This window comes from Streptomyces sp. bgisy159 (genome assembly GCF_965341775.1).
In the GTDB taxonomy this organism is placed as follows: Bacteria; Actinomycetota; Actinomycetes; order Streptomycetales; family Streptomycetaceae; genus Streptomyces.
In genome coordinates this window covers 1-19,355 of record NZ_CBDQZH010000032.1, presented here as the reverse complement: position 1 = coordinate 19,355, position 19,355 = coordinate 1, and the positions used below count along the sequence as shown (strand labels likewise).

14 protein-coding genes are annotated in these 19,355 nt (G+C 68.5%); 5 read left to right on the top strand and 9 right to left on the bottom strand.

The genetic code is table 11. The features are described from left to right. Window positions 1-45: 45 nt before the first annotated feature. Together ACSLTV_RS25985 and ACSLTV_RS25980 are read right to left on the bottom strand one after the other, a co-directional pair. Window positions 46-939 (bottom strand): carbohydrate ABC transporter permease, encoded by an 894-nt coding sequence (locus tag ACSLTV_RS25985; RefSeq protein WP_435612985.1) that lies wholly within the window; start codon window positions 937-939, stop codon window positions 46-48. Then, window positions 936-1,928, bottom strand: coding sequence for an ABC transporter permease (locus ACSLTV_RS25980; protein ID WP_432135917.1), 993 nt, complete (start codon window positions 1,926-1,928; stop codon window positions 936-938). The genes ACSLTV_RS25985 and ACSLTV_RS25980 overlap by 4 nt, the downstream gene beginning before the upstream one ends. Window positions 1,929-2,156: 228 nt before the next feature. Between ACSLTV_RS25980 and ACSLTV_RS25975 the strand changes: the two genes are divergently transcribed. Next, window positions 2,157-3,122, top strand: a complete 966-nt coding sequence (locus ACSLTV_RS25975; protein ID WP_435612984.1) for an acetylxylan esterase — start codon at window positions 2,157-2,159, stop codon at window positions 3,120-3,122. A gap of 256 nt (window positions 3,123-3,378) precedes the next feature. Here ACSLTV_RS25975 and ACSLTV_RS25970 read toward each other — a convergent pair whose 3' ends face one another. The 3 genes from ACSLTV_RS25970 to ACSLTV_RS25960 all read right to left on the bottom strand — a co-directional run bounded on the left by ACSLTV_RS25970 (window position 3,379) and on the right by ACSLTV_RS25960 (window position 8,510). Next, window positions 3,379-4,473 (bottom strand): lytic polysaccharide monooxygenase auxiliary activity family 9 protein, encoded by a 1,095-nt coding sequence (locus tag ACSLTV_RS25970; RefSeq protein WP_435612983.1) that lies wholly within the window; start codon window positions 4,471-4,473, stop codon window positions 3,379-3,381. A gap of 281 nt (window positions 4,474-4,754) precedes the next feature. After that, the gene (gene acnA, locus ACSLTV_RS25965) at window positions 4,755-7,472 is read right to left on the bottom strand and encodes an aconitate hydratase AcnA (RefSeq protein WP_432135920.1); all 2,718 of its coding nucleotides are present in this window, start codon (window positions 7,470-7,472) and stop codon (window positions 4,755-4,757) included. Between the two features lie 321 nt (window positions 7,473-7,793). Continuing rightward, entirely contained in the window at window positions 7,794-8,510 is a 717-nt protein-coding gene (locus tag ACSLTV_RS25960; RefSeq protein WP_432135921.1) for a hypothetical protein, read from the bottom strand. Between the two features lie 263 nt (window positions 8,511-8,773). Between ACSLTV_RS25960 and ACSLTV_RS25955 the strand changes: the two genes are divergently transcribed. Further along, window positions 8,774-10,303 (top strand): helix-turn-helix domain-containing protein, encoded by a 1,530-nt coding sequence (locus ACSLTV_RS25955; RefSeq protein WP_432135922.1) that lies wholly within the window; start codon window positions 8,774-8,776, stop codon window positions 10,301-10,303. A 713-nt stretch (window positions 10,304-11,016) separates the two neighbouring features. Here ACSLTV_RS25955 and ACSLTV_RS25950 read toward each other — a convergent pair. Together ACSLTV_RS25950 and ACSLTV_RS25945 are read right to left on the bottom strand one after the other, a co-directional pair. After that, entirely contained in the window at window positions 11,017-12,348 is a 1,332-nt protein-coding gene (locus ACSLTV_RS25950) for a hypothetical protein (protein WP_432135923.1), read from the bottom strand. Window positions 12,349-13,513: 1,165 nt separating this feature from the next. Then, window positions 13,514-13,909: a hypothetical protein gene (locus tag ACSLTV_RS25945; RefSeq protein ID WP_432159080.1), complete on the bottom strand. Its 396-nt coding sequence runs from the start codon at window positions 13,907-13,909 to the stop codon at window positions 13,514-13,516. 104 nt (window positions 13,910-14,013) lie between these two features. Between ACSLTV_RS25945 and ACSLTV_RS25940 the strand changes: the two genes are divergently transcribed. Then, a complete protein-coding gene (locus ACSLTV_RS25940; RefSeq protein WP_435612982.1) occupies window positions 14,014-15,333 on the top strand; it encodes an ISL3 family transposase in 1,320 nt (439 codons plus the stop codon). Here ACSLTV_RS25940 and ACSLTV_RS25935 read toward each other — a convergent pair. After that, complete coding sequence (locus tag ACSLTV_RS25935) at window positions 15,271-16,215, bottom strand: ISAs1 family transposase (protein WP_432159082.1); 945 nt, start codon at window positions 16,213-16,215, stop codon at window positions 15,271-15,273. The two genes, ACSLTV_RS25940 and ACSLTV_RS25935, sit on opposite strands and share 63 nt — an antisense overlap. Before the next feature lie 565 nt (window positions 16,216-16,780). On the opposite strand from ACSLTV_RS25935, the gene ACSLTV_RS25930 reads away from it, so the two are divergent. Further along, window positions 16,781-17,005, top strand: coding sequence for a hypothetical protein (locus ACSLTV_RS25930; protein WP_432159083.1), 225 nt, complete (start codon window positions 16,781-16,783; stop codon window positions 17,003-17,005). Continuing rightward, window positions 17,002-17,844 (top strand): hypothetical protein, encoded by an 843-nt coding sequence (locus ACSLTV_RS25925; protein WP_432159084.1) that lies wholly within the window; start codon window positions 17,002-17,004, stop codon window positions 17,842-17,844. Before ACSLTV_RS25930 ends, ACSLTV_RS25925 begins: the two co-directional genes overlap by 4 nt. A gap of 75 nt (window positions 17,845-17,919) precedes the next feature. On the opposite strand, the gene ACSLTV_RS25920 is transcribed toward ACSLTV_RS25925, so the two are convergent. Next, entirely contained in the window at window positions 17,920-19,035 is a 1,116-nt protein-coding gene (locus ACSLTV_RS25920; protein WP_432159085.1) for a hypothetical protein, read from the bottom strand. Window positions 19,036-19,355 lie beyond the last annotated feature (320 nt).

Below are 19,355 nucleotides of genomic sequence, written 5' to 3'. Positions count from 1 at the left end.
GGGGAGAGCGGGACGGGAGAGCGGGACGGGAGAGCGGGAGGGCACTCAGCCCTTGACCGCGCCGAGCATCACGCCCGACACGAAGTAACGCTGGACGAACGGGTACACGCACAGGATCGGCAGGGAGGTCAGCACGATGGTGACCGCCTGGATGTTCGCCGCGACCTGGGTGCCCTGCTCGGTGGTGGCCCCGGCGTTGGTCGCCCCGGTGGCGCCGGCGATGAGGTTGCGCAGGTAGACGGTCACCGGCATCAGGTCGGTGCGGTCCATGTAGAGAAAGGCCTGGAACCAGGAGTTCCAGAAGGACACCGAGTAGAACAGCACCATCGTCGCGATGACCGCCTTGGACAGCGGCAGGACGATGCAGAGCAGGATGCCGTAGGTACTGAGCCCGTCGATCTCGGCGGCCTCCTCCAGCTCGGAGGGCAGGCTCTCGAAGAAGGCCTTCATCACCAGCAGGTTGAAGACGCTGATCGCGTTCGGCAGGGCGATCGCCCACACGGAGTTCTTCAGGCCCAGGCTGGTGATCAGGACGTAGTGGGGGATCAGACCGCCGGAGAAGAACATGGTGAACACGGCGACCCCGACGAGCAGTCCGCGCCCTCGCAGGTGCTTCTTGGACAGCACGTAGGCGTAACAGGTCGTCAGCACCATGGCCACGGCGGTGGAGACCACCGTGTAGAACACGGTGTTGCCGTAGCCGCGCCAGAACGTGTCGTCGGTGAAGACGATCCGGTAGGTGGTGAGGTCGAAGCCCCTGGGCCACAGGGTGACCTCACCGGCGCGGATCTGCCGTTCGCCGCTGAAGGAGCGGGCGACGATGTTGACGAACGGGTAGAGGGTCACCACCACGACCAGGGTGAGGACGACCCCGTTCACGCCCTGGAAGACGCGGTAGCCGCGGGTCGGCTGGTTGACGGAGGTGCGGGGGCGGCTCACCACAGGCTGGTCCCGACCGTGCGGCGCGACAGCTGGTTCGCGGAGGTGATCAGGACCAGTCCGATGACCGCCTCGAACAGGCCGATCGCGGCGGCGTAGCTGAAGCTGTTGGACTCCACACCGGTCCGGTAGAGGTAGGTGGAGACGACGTCGGCGGTCGGGTAGGTCAGCGGGTTGTACAGCAGCAGGATCTTCTCGAAGCCGACCGCCAGGAAGGTACCGATGTTGAGGATCAGCAGCGTCATCATGGTGGGGCGGATGCCGGGCAGGGTGACGTGCCGGATCTGCTGCCAGCGGCCCGCGCCGTCGATGCGGGCGGCCTCGTAGAGGTCCTCGTCGATGGTGGTGAGCGCGGCGAGGTAGAGGATCGTGCCCCAGCCCGCGGTCTGCCAGATCTCCGAGCCGACGTAGATGGTGCGGAACCACTCCGGTTCCTGGATGAACCGCACCGGGTCGTGACCGAACCAGCCGAGCGCGTGGTTGACCGGGCCGTCGGTGGCCAGCATCTGCATCGTGATGCCGGCGACGATGACGATCGACAGGAAGTGCGGCAGGTACGACACCGACTGCACGAACCGCTTCAGGGCGGTGCGGCGCACCTCGTTGAGCAGCAGCGCCAGGACGATCGGGACGGGGAAGCAGCACAGCAGGGTCAGCCCGCCCAGCCACAGGGTGTTGCGGAAGACCTGCCAGAAGGTCGGGTCGGACAGGAACATGCGCACGTAGCGCAGCCCCACCCACTGCTCGCCGAGAATCGAACCGCCCGGTTCGAAACGGCGGAACGCGATCACGTTGCCGATCATCGGCAGGTAGCGGAAGAGCAGGAAGAAGACCAGCGGCAGCACGGCCAGCGAGTACAGCTGCCAGTCGCGGCGCAGCGAGCGGCGCAGGCCGCGGCGCGGGGAGGGCCGGGCGGGCGGAGCACCGGTCGTCGGTGGCGGTGGGTCCTGGGTGCCGGGCGGCGGAGCCGGCGAGGTGGACGTGCTCATGCTCGGGCCTCCCGGAGCGGGAACGCGGAACCGAAACTTTCGAGCTCTTACCGGTAACTTCGCGGCAACCTATGGGCATGGAGAAAGCGCTGTCAATGGGTCACGCGCCAGTTTCCGCACCACGGAGGGGAGACGTTGGAAGCCTCGGGCGGCAGGGTAGAACCCGGAGGCACCACGCACCGACTCCGCAAGTTTCCGTTCTGGTTCCGATTCCTGCGAGGTGTCCTCTTGCCCGCGTTCGACCTGCCGCTGCACGAGCTGGAACACCACCGGCCCGACGTCCGGGAACCCGCCGACTTCGACGACTTCTGGCGCCGGACCCTCAAGGAGGCCGCGGCGCACGCCCCCTTGGTGTCGATGCGCCCGGTGGAGAACGGCCTGCGGCTCACCCGCACCTGGGACCTGACCTTCCGCGGCTTCGCCGGCGACCCCGTGCGCGCCTGGTTCAGCCTCCCGGCCGACGCGAGCGGGCCCCTGCCCGCCGTCGTCGAGTACGCCGGGTACGGGCGCGGCCGGGACCTCCCGCACTCCCGGCTGACCTGGGTGACCGCCGGGTACGCCCATCTGCTGATGGACAACCGGGGCCAGGGCGACCGGTACGGCGACGGCGGCACCACCCCCGACCCGCACGCGAGCGCGCCGGGCGGACCCGGGCCCGCCGTGCGGGGCCTGCTCGACCCCCGGGACTACCACTACCGGCGGCTGATCACCGACGCGGTGCGCGCCGTGGCGACGGTGCGTACGCTGCCCGGCGTGGACCCCGCCCGCACGGCCGCCGTCGGCAACAGCCAGGGCGGCGGACTCGCCCTGGCCGTCGCCGGGCTGGTGCCCGACCTCGCCGCGGTGCTCGTCACCGCGCCCCTGCTGTGCGACATCCGGCGCGCGCTGGACCTCACCGACACCGGGCCCTACGGCGAGATCGCCGGGTACCTCGCGGTCCACCGCGGCGCCGAGCGGGCCGCCCATCGCACCCTCGGCTACGTGGAGGGCGTCTCGTTCGCCCGGCGCGCGCAGGCGCCCGCCCACTTCGGCACCGGCCTGCGCGACACGGTCTGCCCACCGAGCGGCGCCCATGCGGCGTTCAACCGGTACGGGGAGCTGACGGGGACGGACCCGCGCCGGGAGATCCACTCCTATCCGTACAACGGCCACGAGGGGGGCGAGGGCGTCCACGTGCGGCGCCAACTGCTGTGACTGGCGAAGGTGTTGGGCCAACCGCCGATGTGACAGCGTTGTCCGGCCGAGGGTAGAGTCAGGTGTAGACCACACGCGCGTGGCTCACCGCCGTCCGGCGGCCCGCACCGCGCACCCCCACCCCGTCCGTGGCACCGTCCGGCCGGGGCCCACCCGGCCGACCCCGATCCCCCGTAGGGGTCGGCCGGGTGGGACCTTCCACTCCGGCCGGCGGACCCGGTGGCCTCTCGGCGCCGACCTCCGGGTCCGGGCGGGGTCAGCCGACCCGGCAGGGCAGGGTCGTCGTACTGTCACCGCCGGGCCCCTGGACCACGTAGCCGAAGGTCGCGCTCCCGCCGGGGCTGAGGGCTCCGTTCCAGTCGGCGTTGTGAACCATCACGTCCTGGCCGGTGTAGGTGGCGTTGCCGTTCCAGAGGCTGTCCACCGACTGGCCCGCGGGCAGCGTCCAGTCGACCATCCAGCCGAGCATCGGGACGTCGCCGGTGTTGGTGACGGTCACCTCGGACTGGTAGCCGCCGCTCCAACTGCCGGTCGTGCGGCGGGTCGCGGAGCACTCGCCGGGGACCGGGTCGGTCGGGTCGCCGGGCTCGTGGATGCCCGTCACCTCGCCGTTGCCGCCGTCGAAGACCACGTCGGAGCAGGAGTAGAAGGTCTCCGCGCTGTCCGAGCGCTGCCACACCATGTAGACGATGTGCCGCCCGGACTTGCCCTCGGGGAGCTTGCCGGACCAGGAGTAGTTGGCCTCGACCGTCCCCGGGGAGCCGTCGAGCGGCGGGTGGTCGACCGAGAGGAAGGGCTGGTCCTCGATGTCGTCCCAGGTGAGCGTCCGGCTCGGGTCGAAGCCGTCCTTGGTGACGTACACGTAGAACCAGCCCGGGTGGGCCGCCCAGGCGTTGTACGAGAAGTCGACCGTCGCCCCGGCGGTCAGATGGGTCAGCGGCCAGTCGTCGCGCGGCGCGTCGAAGCCGGTGAAGTTGGTGTTGCCGCCGCTGCACAGCGCGCCGTCCGGGACGAAGCCGCGGGTGCGGCCGGCGCCGTCCGAGCGCAGCACGGAGAACCAGTTGTAGAACGGAGTGGTGCCGCTGACCTGCTGGGCGTTCCGGCAGGCCGGGTTGACCGGTTTGATCTCCCCGGCGTCGGTGAGGGCGTCCTGCCAGCACAGGAAGGTGCGGCTGCCCGGCTTCATGGGGGTGCCGTGCGCCTGCGCGGGGCCGCCGGCCGAGACGACCAGGCCGAGGGCGGGGACGGTGGCCAGCAGGGAGACGAGGACGAGCAGCAGGGCGCGCAGGCGTAAGCCCGGCCGCGCCGCCGAGGGCGAGGGTGTCAGGGAGTCCCGAGTTGCCATGATCATGACAGATCAGTCCGTCCTTCCGTATGCGGACCGGGCGGGTGGGGGGCGTGCGGATGAGTGAGGGCGGGAGCGCTCCGGCGGCGGGTTCCGGTCCACCGATGGGAGCGCTCCCACCCTCACCTCTGCGGAAGGTAGCGCCGCGGGGCGCGCTTGTAAACGGGTGGCGCGGCGATGGAGCCGGGATTCACTGCGCGAGGACGACCGGCGGCGCGAACCGGTGAACGACGACGGCCGTATCCCCGAGCGCGGGGATACGGCCGTCGACTACCCTGCTGCGCCGCTTACTTGCGGATCAGGCTGCGCAGCACGTACTGCATGATGCCGCCGTTGCGGTAGTAGTCGGCCTCGCCGGGGGTGTCGATGCGGACGACCGCGTCGAACTCGACGCCGGTGTCGGTGGTGACCTTCACCGTGCGCGGGGTGCTGCCGTTGTTCAGCTCCTCGACCCCGGTGACGGAGAAGGTCTCCTCGCCGGTCAGGCCGAGGGACTGGGCGGAGGCGCCCTCCGGGAACTGGAGGGGCAGCACGCCCATGCCGATCAGGTTGGAGCGGTGGATGCGCTCGTAGGACTCGGCGATGACGGCCTTCACGCCGAGCAGCGCGGTGCCCTTGGCCGCCCAGTCGCGGGACGAGCCGGAGCCGTACTCCTTGCCGGCCAGGACGACCAGCGGGATGCCCCGCTCGATGTAGTTGCGGGAGGCGTCGTAGATGAACGACACCGGACCGCCGTCCTGGGTGAAGTCGCGGGTGTAGCCGCCCTCGGTGCCCGGCGCGATCTGGTTGCGCAGGCGGATGTTGGCGAACGTACCGCGGATCATGACCTCGTGGTTGCCCCGGCGGGAGCCGTAGGAGTTGAAGTCACGACGCTCCACACCGTGCTCGGTGAGGTACTTGCCGGCCGGGGTGTCGGCCTTGATGGCGCCGGCGGGCGAGATGTGGTCGGTGGTGACCGAGTCGCCCAGCTTGGCCAGGACGCGGGCGCCGGAGATGTCGGAGACCGGCTCCGGGTCCATGCCCATGCCCTCGAAGTACGGGGGCTTGCGGACGTACGTCGACTCCGGGTCCCACTCGAAGGTGTTGCCGGTCGGGATGGGCAGCGCCTGCCACTGGGCGTCGCCGGCGAAGACGTCGCTGTAGGACTTGGAGAACATGTCCTCGCCGATGGCGCCCGCGACGACGTCGTTGACCTCGGCCTCGGAGGGCCAGATGTCCTTCAGGAAGACCGGGTTGCCGTCCTGGTCGGTACCCAGGGCGTCCTTGGTGACGTCCACCTTCATGGAGCCCGCGAGGGCGTACGCGACGACCAGCGGCGGGGACGCCAGGTAGTTCATCTTGACGTCGGGGTTGATCCGGCCCTCGAAGTTCCGGTTGCCGGAGAGGACCGAGGTGACCGCGAGGTCGTGGTCGTTGACGGCCTTGGAGACCTCCTCCGGCAGCGGGCCGGAGTTGCCGATGCAGGTGGTACAGCCGTAACCGACCAGGTTGAAGCCGACCTTGTCGAGGTAGGGGGTGAGGCCCGCCTTGTCGAAGTAGTCGGTGACGACCTTGGAACCCGGGGCGAGGGTGGTCTTGACCCAGGGCTTGCGGGTCAGGCCCTTCTCCACGGCCTTCTTCGCGACGAGCGCGGCGGCGACCATGACGTACGGGTTGGAGGTGTTGGTGCAGGAGGTGATGGCCGCGACGGTGACCGCGCCGTGGTCGATCTCGTACGTCGAGCCGTCGGGGGCGGTCACGGTGACCGGGTTGGACGGGGCGCCGTTCGGGGCGACGGCCGGGGCGTCGGAGGCCGGGAAGGACTCCTGGCCGGCCTCGTCCACGGCGTCGACGTAGTTGCGCACGTCCAGCTTGAACTGTTCGGCGGCGTTCGCGAGGACGATGCGGTCCTGCGGGCGCTTGGGGCCGGCGATGGAGGGCACGACCGTCGACAGGTCGAGCTCCAGCTTCTCGGAGAAGTCCGGCTCGGCCTTCGGGTCCAGCCAGAGGCCCTGCTCCTTGGCGTACGCCTCGACGAGCGCGACCTGCTGATCGGAACGGCCGGTGAGCTTCAGGTAGTTCAGGGTCTCGCCGTCGATCGGGAAGATCGCGGCGGTGGAACCGAACTCCGGCGACATGTTGCCGATGGTGGCGCGGTTGGCGAGGGAGGTGGCGGCCACGCCCTCGCCGTAGAACTCGACGAACTTGCCGACGACACCGTGCTTGCGCAGCATCTCGGTGATGGTGAGCACCAGGTCGGTGGCGGTGGTGCCGGGCGGCAGCTCACCGGTGAGCTTGAAGCCGACGACGCGCGGGATCAGCATGGAGACCGGCTGGCCGAGCATCGCAGCCTCGGCCTCGATGCCGCCGACGCCCCAGCCGAGCACACCGAGGCCGTTGACCATGGTGGTGTGGGAGTCGGTGCCGACGAGGGTGTCGGGGTACGCCTGGCCGCCGCGGACCATGACCGTGCGGGCCAGGTGCTCGATGTTCACCTGGTGGACGATGCCGGTGCCGGGCGGGACGACCTTGAACTCGTCGAAGGCGGTCTGACCCCAGCGCAGGAACTGGTAGCGCTCCTTGTTGCGGCCGTACTCCAGCTCGACGTTCTGGCCGAAGGCGTCCGCGGTGCCGAACTTGTCGGCGATGACGGAGTGGTCGATGACCAGCTCGGCCGGGGCCAGCGGGTTGATCTTCGCCGGGTCGCCGCCGAGCTCCTTGACGGCCTCACGCATGGTGGCGAGGTCCACGACACAGGGCACGCCGGTGAAGTCCTGCATGATCACGCGGGCCGGCGTGAACTGGATCTCCTGCGACGGCTGGGCCTGGGAGTCCCAGCCGCCCAGGGCACGGATGTGGTCGGCGGTGATGTTGGCGCCGTCCTCGGTGCGGAGCAGGTTCTCCAGCAGGACCTTGAGGCTGTACGGCAGGCGGGCCGAGCCCTCCACCTTGTCCAGCCGGAAGATCTCGTACGACTCGTCGCCCACCTGCAGCGTGCTGCGGGCGTCGAAGCTGTTCGCCGACACGACAGTCTCCTTCATTGATGTGCGCGTACCACCGCATCCTGCCGCCACGCGAGCTTGGCCCGTCCGCTAAGGTAAAGCTAAGTTAGGCAACCCTTACCGGAGTGGCGACCGCGGTGCGCCTTCGGCAGATATCTCGATGTCGAGATAACTCTAGTACATGGGGGCGCGCTGGTCATGCTCCGGGCCCGTCGTGGGTCGCCTTTCATTCGAACCGACAGGGCCGGAGGAGCACCGGAGGGCCGCCGGGCGGGAGGTGGCGACAGCCACCCCCCGGGCCCGGCCGACCCGGAGCCACGCCTCGCCGCCCATGGGACGGCACGGTCACCAGTCGAGTCCGGCCGTGGTCTTCGCAGGACCGAGCACCTCCACATGACCGCGGTCTCCGTACACGGAACCCCGCCAGCGGGCGAACGCGGCGGCGGTGCGGTCCGCCAGCCCCTCCTCCCCCGCCCCGAAGTCGACCCGCACCACGGACTCGGTACGGGCACCACCGGCGGGCACGCGGACCCGCACGCCCGTGACGTGGGCGGCGAGGGCGGCGTCCGCGTTCGGGGCGTCCGCCGTCAGGTACGCGCGGAACTCCCGGAGCATCGGATACCAGCAGTTCGGGCCGGAGGTCGGCACCCCGCCGGCGTCGTCGGTGGTTTCGTCGGTGAAGTCGTCCGAGTCGTCCGTGGTCTCGTCGGGCAACTCGCCCTGGTCGTCGCTCGTCGTGTCCGGCAACTCGCCCTGGTCATCACTCGTCGTGTCCGGCAACTCGCCCTGGTCATCACTCGTCGTGTCCGGCAACTCGCCCTGGTCATCACTCGTCGTGTCCGGCAACTCGCCCTGGTCATCACTGGTCTCGTCGGGCAACTCGCCCTGGTCGTCGCTCGTCGTGTCCGGCAGCTCACCCTGGTCGTCGCTCGTGGTGTCCGTCAGACATGGGCCCGCCGTCGGCGCGGCGGTCGCCGCGTCGCCCGCGCGCTGCGTGCCACAGGAGACCAGCACACAGCAGCACCCGGCGAGCGCGGCGACCACCGAGAGGCGATGACGCATCCGAATCCTCATACATGCCCCCTTTCGGGGGGTCAGAGTGATGCCCCCGGGCCGAGGTTCCACTGAGAAGACAGGGGATACCCCGGTCGAACGACCTCACAGCCGGGCCACCTGGTGACGAATCAGAGCATTACGGACTTAGGGCGATATCAGCGAACGTCGCACATGCGGCCAACCACCCCTGACCAGCACGGACTGACCGCCCGTCACCCGAATGGACCTCCCGGCGAGCCCCATCTCATATCTGAGATAACCTCAACCTCATGGCAGACGATTACCTCGTACGCATCGGTAAGCTCATCCGTGACGCCCGGCAGCACCGAGGCTGGACACAGACGCAGCTCGCCGAGGCCCTCGGTACCAGCCAGAGCGCCGTGAACCGCATCGAGCGCGGCAACCAGAACATCAGCCTTGAGATGATCGCCCGCATCGGAGAGGCGCTGGACAGCGAGATCGTCTCGCTGGGCTATGCCGGGCCGATGCACCTGCGCGTGGTGGGCGGCCGCCGGCTGTCCGGCGCGATCGACGTCAAGACCAGCAAGAACGCGTGTGTGGCCCTGCTGTGCGCCTCCCTGCTCAACAAGGGCCGTACGGTGCTGCGCCGGGTGGCCCGGATCGAGGAGGTCTACCGCCTGCTGGAGGTGCTCCAGTCCATCGGCGTACGCACCCGGTGGATCAACGACGGCGTCGACCTGGAACTCGTCCCGCCGGCCGCGCTGGACATGGACGCCATCGACGCGGAGGCCGCCGTGCGCACCCGCTCGATCATCATGTTCCTCGGTCCGCTGCTGCACCGCATGGACCGCTTCAAGCTGCCGTACGCGGGCGGCTGCGACCTCGGAACCCGGACCATCGAGCCGCACATGATCGCGCTGCGCCGCTTCGGCCTGGACGTCGCGGCGACCGAGGGGCAGTACCACGCCGTCGTCGACCGCGCCGTCCGCCCGGTCCGGCCGATCGTGCTGACCGAGCGCGGCGACACCGTCACCGAGAACGCGCTGCTGGCCGCCGCCCGGCACGACGGCGTCACCGTCATCCGCAACGCCTCGTCCAACTACATGGTCCAGGACCTGTGCTTCTTCCTGGAGGCGCTGGGCGTACGCGTGGAGGGCATCGGCACCACGACCCTCACCGTGCACGGGGTGCCGCACATCGACGTCGACGTGGACTACTCCCCCTCCGAGGACCCGGTCGAGGCGATGAGCCTGCTGGCCGCCGCGGTCGTCACCGAGTCGGAGCTGACGGTGCGCCGGGTGCCCATCGAGTTCCTGGAGATCGAGCTGGCGGTCCTGGAGGAGATGGGGCTCGACCACGACCGCTCGGCGGAGTACGTCGCGGACAACGGCCGTACGCGCCTCGCGGACCTCACCGTCCGGCCCTCCAAGCTGGAGGCGCCCATCGACAAGATCCACCCGATGCCGTTCCCCGGCCTCAACATCGACAACGTGCCCTTCTTCGCGGCCATCGCGGCCGTCGCCCAGGGCAAGACCCTCATCCACGACTGGGTCTACGACAACCGCGCGATCTACCTGACCGACCTCAACCGCCTCGGCGGCCGCCTCCAGCTCCTGGACCCGCACCGCGTCCTCGTGGAAGGCCCCACCCGCTGGCGCGCCGCCGAGATGATGTGCCCGCCGGCCCTGCGTCCGGCCGTGGTCGTCCTGCTGGCGATGATGGCGGCGGAGGGCACGTCGGTGCTGCGCAACGTCTACGTCATCAACCGGGGGTACGAGGACCTCGCGGAGCGTTTGAACTCGGTGGGGGCGCAGATCGAGACGTTCCGGGACATCTGACCGGCGCGATGTCGTGCCCCTTGGAGGCAAGGGGCACGACACCTGAACGTGCCAGCTGACCTGCGGATACTCACCTTCACAACCCTCCATTGATCACTGTTGTTTTTCAGCACCTTGTGCAACGCACGTGCAAGATGATCTTGAATGGGTGACGACACGTCAGAGCTGTCTGAGTAACCGTCAGCCTTTACGGAGAGTTGTCGTCGCAGTGGCCTCGCAACGTGCGAGGAGCGGCGGCGGTGACGGTGGCGTTCCACGCCCCGTCGGGGCCCCGCAAGTGCGGTTCGTGTCGATGCAGTTGCCGCCCAGGAAGTATCGGGCCATGTTCGATCCGCACCTGTATGCGTTGGCTGCCGCGGATCCGTGCGGCTCGGCCGGACGTCGGTGCAGCCGTCCCGGCGTTATAGGCGAGTAGACATTCATCCAGCGTCACGCTGTCCCGTCTCGAGCCCTTTGCCGCTACGGGCCTTGCTGGCGAACGATCTGGCTGCTGGCGTTGCTGCCCCGTGGCGGCGCCCGCAGCGACAGAGTGGCGCCCCCGCATGCACGAGTAGGAACGGGCTGGTTTGCCGGGCCTGGAGATGCGCAATGCCTCCCAGGCCCGGCTACTGGAGCGGCCCAAGGTGAGCGGCCCGTCTGGATCAAACTGTTGGCGGGGCCTGCAGCCCTCCCCTTGTCGGTCTTCCTGAGGTTCCCCACGCCGGAAGGCGGCCTCACGGTGTCCAGAGGGGGGCCGGACGAAGGTCCGGAGGAGCTGACAACAGGGATGACACACCCCCGGGGACGCCGAGCTTCGCCAGAGCCCAGTTGAGCGAGGCTGCCTCGGCATCGCACATGCGGGCGATCAGGCTCGTCTGCTCGGGCAAGAGGATCCTCCGGGGGATCACGATGGTCTCGCGGACCCTGTCAAGGGGCAGTCCGCGCTGGAAGCCCTGTCCGGCTCGACGGGGCGCGTCCTCGTCCGGCGGGAGGGGCAGGCGCCGGTGGGCTGCGTTCGAGACGACGATTCCAGCGACGTGGGTGTACTCCTTCAGAACGGGACCAAGCAGGTCCGCGAGCGCGTCGGTCTTCGCAGCGAGCGTCATGTCGGCGAAGGGCGTAGGGAAGTGGAAGAGGCCGCTGTGGTCCTCTACCCAGATCCACGCGGTGCCGGCTCCCTCCGTCTTGGCACCCTTACCCCGCACCTTGCCCAGGAGTCGCTTGCCCTGGTCGCTTTCCACCGCGTCCCCGGCCAGGCTGGTGCCGAGAGGAGCCTTCCCAGGGCGGACGGTCAGCCGTCGCCCGGAACTGGTCACGACGTCACCTGCGGCCCCCGAGGCCATGCACTCGTCGGCGGCTTCTTCGGTGCGCTTCTTCCACGCCTCGAATTCGTTGCCGTTCAGGAGTTCGGGGAGATCACCTTCCCAGTAGATCTCGCGCCCCCTATCCAGGGTGAAGAGGTGGATCCGGCAACTCTCGCGGAACCTCTCGTAGTCCTGGAGCCTCTGATCCTCTGCGAAGGTGACGACCTCGATGAAGAGCGGTCCAATCCGGATGTCGCCGGGGCCCCCGCTGGCCTTCGCTGGCTCCAGCTCAACCGGGAGTCCGCGGGCCGCGCCCATGAGCGCAAGGCGGGCCTGTGTCTGGGTGTGCAGGAATCGGGACAGAGTGACGTCACGGCGGGCGTCCCGGCGAACGGAGGCGAAGCCGGGTACCTTAGCATTCTCCAAGTAGGCGTACGCAGCCCACCACCGGACCGCCTCAACCCACGCCCCCTTGTCGGCGCCGTTGAAGAACTGAAGCACTGGGGAGGAACGGCCCAGTCCGACGAAAGTGTCTCTGGCCCGGCTAGCCGCGGGCGAGGGGGTCACGGCCTTCGGCAGCCAGCGGCTGTCGAAGAACGACGTCAGGCCGGCCACCGCCCGGACAGTGACCTCGTGTCCGGCGGCGGAGAGATAGTCGGCCCCCTCCGGGTGGCCGAACCACGCCTCCCAGTCGATCTCCCGGTCGCCCCGATCGATCGCCCGCCATATCTCTTCGTCGCGAGGGTGCATGTCCTCCAGCATGACGGCCCGCAGATAGGAGCGAAGGGCATTTTTAGGGGCTCTGACCAGCTCGGCCCCTGCGTCAGCTGGTTGTCGAGGACTCACAACACCGGCAACAGCGGAAAGCACACACCGTGGCACTCCTGCGCACACTCACCTCACACGTGGCCGCTGTATGCCCTGGCTCGCGCCGCGGTCGCGCCAGGGTCCCTGCGTAGCGCCAGAAGAAACCCCAGGAGAAGGGATCCGATCTGGGGTTTCCGAGTGAGCCGCTTGCGGGATTCGAACCCGCTACCTACGCATTACGAGCCCGCTAGGGATCGTGCCAGACCGTGCCGCGCGGTCGCGTCAGATCCCGTTTTCCCAGATCAGAGCACATGTCGCGGTCCCGCTGTTCGCGTCCCGTCTTGCACCGTCCAAAGGCATCCGCGCTCCCCTTGCGCTCCCCTAGAGCTGCTTGCACCACGCCGATCACTGCGGGGGGACTCCTCTCCCCCGGGCTGATCCCGGCTTATACCCCTTCCACAAAGCCGCCGAACAGGCATCTGCTCCCCATGGAAGGCAGCACCCGTCCCGGCCTTCCTGTGGAGCAACCGCCTCGATCTGCTCCGGTGAAGGAACAGATCAGGCAAGATTGGTCCATCATGAACGATGCGGTGGTTGCACCAGGCCAGCTGGTAAAGGTACGCGGAGAGCACTGGGTCGTCGCGCGCGTGGACGAAAGCCGTCAGCCAGTCGACGAACTCGCGGCTGCCCGCCTTCCAGGGCGGACGCTCGTAACACTGACGAACGTCTCTGGCGACGACGTCGGCGACAGCCTGACCGTCGTCTGGGAGATGGAGCCAGGCCGTCAGCTGGTTTCGTCGGAAGAGCTGCCCGAGGTTCAGGATGGGCGCTGGGATGATCCGCAGCGGCTGGGAGCCTTCCTCGATGCTGCTCGGTGGGGCAGCGTGGCAAGTGCTGATACAGAAACTCTGCAGGCTCCGTTCCGGTCCGGAATCACCGTCTATCCACACCAGCTCGCCCCGGTCGCCAAGGCGCTGTCCATGCCGCGAGTGAACCTCCTCGTCGCCGATGACGTCGGCCTCGGCAAGACGATCGAGGCCGGCCTGGTCATCCAGGAGATGCTTCTCCGCCACCGCGCTCGTCGCGTGCTCGTCGTCTGCCCTGCGTCACCAGGGCTTGATCAAGTTCCCTGGGTGTCCGGGTTGTTGGTGATGCCCAGGAGCGGGAGGGCTCGTTCGGGCTGGTCGCGGATTGCGCGGGTGGTCTTGGCGATGTTGACGGCTCCGAGGGTTTTGAGCAGGCCGATGGCGAGGTTGCGGAAGGTGGCCATGGCGCGGGGTGCGGTGCTGGTGTGGAGGGTGGAGGCGTCCTCGGCGTAGGTCACAACTCTCACATGGTGCAGGGCCTCGACGGCCCAGTGGCCGCGGACGGCGGCGGCGAGTTCGGCCGGGGTGGTCTGGTGGGCGTCGAGGCTGGTGACGGCGTAGATGGTCTCGCGGCTCTCGCGCTCGCCGGTCTGTTTGCGGGTCTTCGAAGTTGAGCGGTGCGCTGGTTCGGCTTGCTGACACGGCGTCACGCTCCGTGTTGGGTCGGGCTGCTTGGCCCTGGACGCAAGGTGCCCGTGGCCCTGCGTGATCATTTCTGTTCTCTACGCAGAACGATCATGCAGGAGCCACGGGCTTGCTCAACGATACGACGTTGCTGCTCGACCTCGACGGGGTGTCCGTCGTCCGGGTCGAGCGGCTGGCGGACGGGATACGCCGGGTCCACCTGGCCACGGCCGATGACAGGGCCCGGGCGTGCCCGGCCTGCGGAGTGTTCGCCACCAGGGTGAAGGGCTCGGCGGTGACCCGGCCCCGCGATCTGCCGTACGGCGAGAGCGGACTGGAGTTCCGCTGGCACAAGCGCCGCTGGTGGTGCCGGGAGGCCGCCTGCCCGCGCCGGTCCTTCACCGAGCAGATCCCGCAGCTACCGGCCGGCGCACGGATCACCATGCGACTGCGCGGTGCTGCCGGGCGGCGAATACGCGACGCCGCCTCCACCGTCATCCAGGCCGCCCGGGATCTGCGTCTGTCCTGGCCGACAGTGATGGACGCCTTCCGCGCCGTCGCACACGAGGTCACCGACGCCCCGCTGCCCGAGGTGACGGTGCTGGGCATCGACGAGACCCGGCGCGGACGGCCGCGCTGGGAACAGGACCCCGCCACGGGCAAGTGGATGCTGACGCGCGACCGGTGGCATACGGGGTTCGTCGACGCGCTCGGCACCGGCGGCCTGCTCGGACAGGTCGAGGTCCGCACCGTCGCCGATGTGCTGGCCTGGCTCGCCACCACCCCGCTGGCCTGGAGAAGGAGCATCGAGTACGTGGCCATCGACATGTCGGCCACCTACCGCGCCGCCGTCCGCACCGGTCTCCCGCACGCCACCGTCGTGGTCGACCACTTCCACGTCGTCCAGCTCGCCAACAAGATGCTGTCCATGGTCAGGCGCCGCACCACCGCCGAGATGCGCGGCCGACGCGGACGCGCCAGTGACCCGGAATGGAAAGCCAGGCGGCGCCTGCTGCGCAACCGCGAGGACCTCACCGACGAGCAGTTCGCCACGATGTGGAACACGCTGCTGGGCGAGGGGACGATCGGCCAGACCCTGCTGACGGCATGGATCGCCAAGGAGAACCTGCACAACCTCCTCGCCTTGGCGAGAACCGGCGCCGACCGCCACCAAGTCGGGCACGCCCGCTGGAAGTTCCTCACATGGTGCGCGGACTCCGACATCCCCGAGGTGCGCCAGCTCGCCATCACCGTCGACCGCTGGTGGGCCGAGATCGCCGCATTCATCGACACCGGGCACAGCAACGCCAAGAGCGAAGGCATCAACCGCGTGATCAAGCTCGTCGCCCGCAACGCGTTCGGCCTTCGCAATGCCGACAACCAACGGCTACGGACACGCTGCGTCACCACCCGCCGAGCCCGCGGACACCTCCGCACCGCTCAACTTTGAAGACCCCTGTTTGCGGCGTCGGTGGACGCGGAGGGCGAGGCGGCCGTGGGGGAAGGCGATCCCGCCGAGTTCGTCGGCGATGCCGCAGGTCTTGATCGAGCGGGACTCCCGGCGGCCGTGTCCGGCAGAGGAAGCGGTGTGCTGGACGGCAATGTCAGGCCAGGGCAGGGCGGCGAGCTGCCGGTGGGCGGTCGGCTGATTCCGCTTGATCATGGCGATGTAGTGGGCGTTCTTCGTCTCGACCAGCCAGGTGACGTTCGCCTTGACCGAGTGCAGGGCGTCGAAGGTGACGACGGTGCCGGTCAGGTCCAGCGGTTCGAGCAGGGGCCGGAAGTGCGCGGTCTCGTTCGTCTTGGTTCCGACCTCCGCCTGGGCGAGGGTCAGGGCCCGGTGGTGAGTGACGGCGGAGAGCAGGTGTCTGCGGCCGGCGTTCAGGCGGGCCGATCCTCGCAGTGACTTGCCGTCCACGGCGATCACCTGTCGTTTCCCCGAGACTGTTCCCGCGGTGCTCCGGGCGGTGAGGTAGGCGCCGACTGCTTGGTCCAAGGCGTCACCGTCGACGGCCGCGAGCACGCGGCCGATCGTGGTCCGCGAGGGGGCACGGCGCCACCTGAGCGGATGCCGGCGGACTCCGAGGGCCGTCAGCACGGTGTCCGAGGCCCGTGCCGCCCACTCGGCGATCTCATCCACACTCCTCATTCCGGAGACGGCCGCGCAGGCACAGACGAGGAGGATCGCGGTCAGCGAGTACCAGCGGCCCCGCCTCGCCCGCGGGTCGGGCACCCGCTCCAGAAAGGGCCGCAGGTCAGCGACTTGACTGGCATCCAGCGGACCCAGCTTCACCAGCACCGGCGGGATGAGAGAAGATGCAGCGGCAGGCACGGGCCACCTCATGATCGTTGAGCTTCGACACCCCAATGATCACGAAGCCCGTGCCTGCTCTGCTATGCACCCCAACCGGTCACGGCCCGACCAACCGCCCGCCCCCGGAACTCGCCCAAGCCCTGGGGTCAGCTCCGCGCGGAGCCTCGCCTCTACTGGTGCAGTGGACTTTTTCAGGATGGGGAGTATTCCCTCAACGTTCGATTGGCTGAGCCCGTCAGCAGTCCAAAGAAAGGTAAACGAGACCTCGGCGCAAATGAACTGAGCCCCATCCGGCGTAGGGTCGCATCACCCAGCCCGGTACGGTCGCGCACCCCCCGCCGCACGATGACGTTGGCGCGCCAGCCCTCGCCAGAGGATGATCTCCCGTCAGTGATGCTGGAGTTGCTGTTCTCGATCACGCCAACAGCAGGCAGATCCCAACAGTTGACGGCACCCCTTGCGCACGGAAGGTACAGAACGGTCCCGGAAAACACGTGAAACAGCCGCCTGCATGGGGGAAGTTGAGCATACTGAGGCGACAGGCTCGCGGTCTGCGCCCGCAGCGACCGAGGGGGAGGTCGGCATGCCCATGTCCGGGCTGCAACGCACACAAGTGTGGCGCGCGGCCATAGCCGCGATCGTTGCGATAGTTGGCACGCTGGTCGCGCTGTTCGCCACGGATACCATCGGCGGCGATCGAAATGAGTGCAGCAACCAAGCTGTCTGCGGTCACGGCAACGACACCAACTTTGGCAACCCGCCTGATCCGACCACCGATCGGACCGCCAGCCAGGAGTCGAACAGATGAAGCTCCCGATCGGCCTGGGTGCCGCCTTGACGGTGTGTGCTGGTGCACTGCTGGTGGGATGCTCCAGCAATGAGTGTTCGGGGGGCTCCGTCTGCGGTGCAGGAAACGCAGTCGACGCGCCCTCACGGAAAGCACAGTCACCGACGGCTCCGACGCCCGGAGGGCCGCTGCTGGTGACCCACAAGTGGCCTACCGCCAAGGTCTGCGATGGGTCCACCTCCGTCGCAATGCCAGCTGGCGGCAAACCTCTGGACAAGTTCGATCCCTCTCAGCAGAACTTCCGTTCCGAAGTAACCACGCCGGGCAACAAAGGTGGCACGTGGGGCAGCGGCTTTCTGTATCTGGACCTGAGCGCTGAGGGCACGGAGTCCGTCACCGTCGACGAGCTCCACCTAACCACGCGTGTCCCCAAGAAGATCGGCCCGCCCGAATGGGTGGCTCTGACGCAGGGCGGCTGCGGCGACGTCAAGGACCGAGTTTTCGACCTGGATCTGGACACACCCAAACTTGTCGACCGCGGCGTCGTCGGTGGCGGAGAGACCGATCCAAGTGAGCCACCAGTGCGAACGAACCCGCTCGGTTCTGGATTCACCGTCAGCTCTACGGACCCGGCGATCATCCGCGTCGACGTATCCGCCTGTCATGGCAACTACGAATGGTCCCTGCAGGTCGATTACAGCTACCACGGTAAAACTCTGCACAAGGTAGTCGGGCCCTTCAGGTCATTCGGCGCTGCCGGCCAGAACACCTCCGTGTACACCCCAGACCTCGGCACCGGGAAGGTCGGGACCCCCAGCCCGCCAACAGATGTGCCTATCGGTTGCAGGGGACAGCAGTAGATCAACCCAGAATTTGCGGCAACCGCCACCCCTCATCACGCTTCCTTGGGCCACTTGAGGTGGGGCCCAAGGAGGTCATCTGACCTGGTCAGAGCCCGCAATACGGGCCATGAGGTAGACACTCCAACCACGCTGAGCATGGTGGGTCCACTTGAGTGCGGTTTGGATGTGGACACCGAGTAGGTCAGCAAGAACGGGTGCCGGCAGTTCGGCAGCGAGGGCGATCAGGGCCGCTGTCCGAGCGGATCTGGTCTGGATGCCCTGGCGTACGAGTTGATCGTTGAATGCCTTGCGGCTGAGGGGATGCCCAGGCAGCACTCCGGGGAACAACCACAAGGGCTGGTCGGCCAGATGGCGGGTGAGGCTCGAGCGTCGGCGAGGCGCCTGGGCAAGTTGATGGAGAAGTTCGGCCAGGCGGGGCGGCACCCACAACCTGCCGGGGCCGACGTGGAGGAACGTCTTGTCTGGTGCTGAGCCATATATCTCGTCGGTGGTCAGGTAGCGCAGGTGTTCGCCAGGGATGCCATAGAGGAGGACGAGGGATCCGGCGACGCGGACTTCGAGGGGTAGCGCGGCGTCGGTGAGGCAGCGTCGGAGCTGTCGCCAGCGGTCTTCTTCGGTCAGGACCGGGCCGGCGGCTGCGGTGGGCGGGGTGGCGATGATGTGTGGGTCGGTGAGACCGCGTTGGGCAGCCCAGTCGAGGAACTGCTTGGTCTCGTAGTGTGAGCGGTTGGTGCTGAGCCAGGTGTCGAGTCGGTCCTGGTCCAGCGTGGCGAGTTCGAGACGGTGTGCGTCGAGCCAGTCCAGCAGGCACAACGTCTGGCGGACGCGACGGCGGATGCGCTGAGCCGTGGATGTGGTGTTGAGACGGTCGGCGGCCTGGCGGCGGGCTCGTCGCAGCAGTACCCACGTGGTGAACGGGCGGACGAGGCGGCCGTGGTGCGCGGGTCGGTCGGTGAGCAGGCCGTCGAGCCAGGCGGGGATGCGTTCGAGGTCGTCGTTGCGGGGCGGCAAGATGCCGGTGGCGATCAGTAGGTGGCGCAGGTAGCGCTCTGCGTGGCTGGGTGGGAGTTCGTCCAGGAGGTCGTGGCTGATCGACTGCTGGGCGGTGGCCAGGTGGATCAGCAGTCGGGCGGCGGGGCTGTCGGAGAGCCAATGCAGGGTGCCGGCCGGTTCCGTGGTGTCGCTCAAGGCGTCCACTAGCGGCATGAGTTGGGGATGCTGGGTGCCGTCCGATCGGGTGATGCGGTCGCGAACGCGGTGACGCACCACGCAGCGCAGGCATTGGCCGTCGGCGTAGGCACCTTCCTCGTTTCCGCAGGCGGTGCAGGGCGGGATGGGGCCTGCACCGGCGCAGGGCCCGCAGATTCCGGCCCCGCCAGCGCGATGAGCGGTGCCAATGAGGGGGCGGCGAGTGCCGCACTGTGCGCACGGTTTCGGACGGCTGCGGATGCGGTGGTAGCACGGTGGGCAGACAGGGCCCATGGGCCAGTTCGCTGCGACAGGGCGTG

Excerpts from the sequence above, each read along its gene's own strand:
- ACSLTV_RS25930 (WP_432159083.1), top strand. The coding sequence starts at position 16,781 with ATGCCCATGTCCGGGCTGCAACGCACACAAGTGTGGCGCGCGGCCATA.
- ACSLTV_RS25960 (WP_432135921.1), bottom strand. The coding sequence starts at position 8,510 with ATGCGTCATCGCCTCTCGGTGGTCGCCGCGCTCGCCGGGTGCTGCTGT.
- ACSLTV_RS25970 (WP_435612983.1), bottom strand. The coding sequence starts at position 4,473 with ATGATCATGGCAACTCGGGACTCCCTGACACCCTCGCCCTCGGCGGCG.
- ACSLTV_RS25980 (WP_432135917.1), bottom strand. The coding sequence starts at position 1,928 with ATGAGCACGTCCACCTCGCCGGCTCCGCCGCCCGGCACCCAGGACCCA.
- ACSLTV_RS25955 (WP_432135922.1), top strand. The coding sequence starts at position 8,774 with ATGGCAGACGATTACCTCGTACGCATCGGTAAGCTCATCCGTGACGCC.
- ACSLTV_RS25925 (WP_432159084.1), top strand. The coding sequence starts at position 17,002 with ATGAAGCTCCCGATCGGCCTGGGTGCCGCCTTGACGGTGTGTGCTGGT.
- ACSLTV_RS25950 (WP_432135923.1), bottom strand. The coding sequence starts at position 12,348 with ATGCTGGAGGACATGCACCCTCGCGACGAAGAGATATGGCGGGCGATC.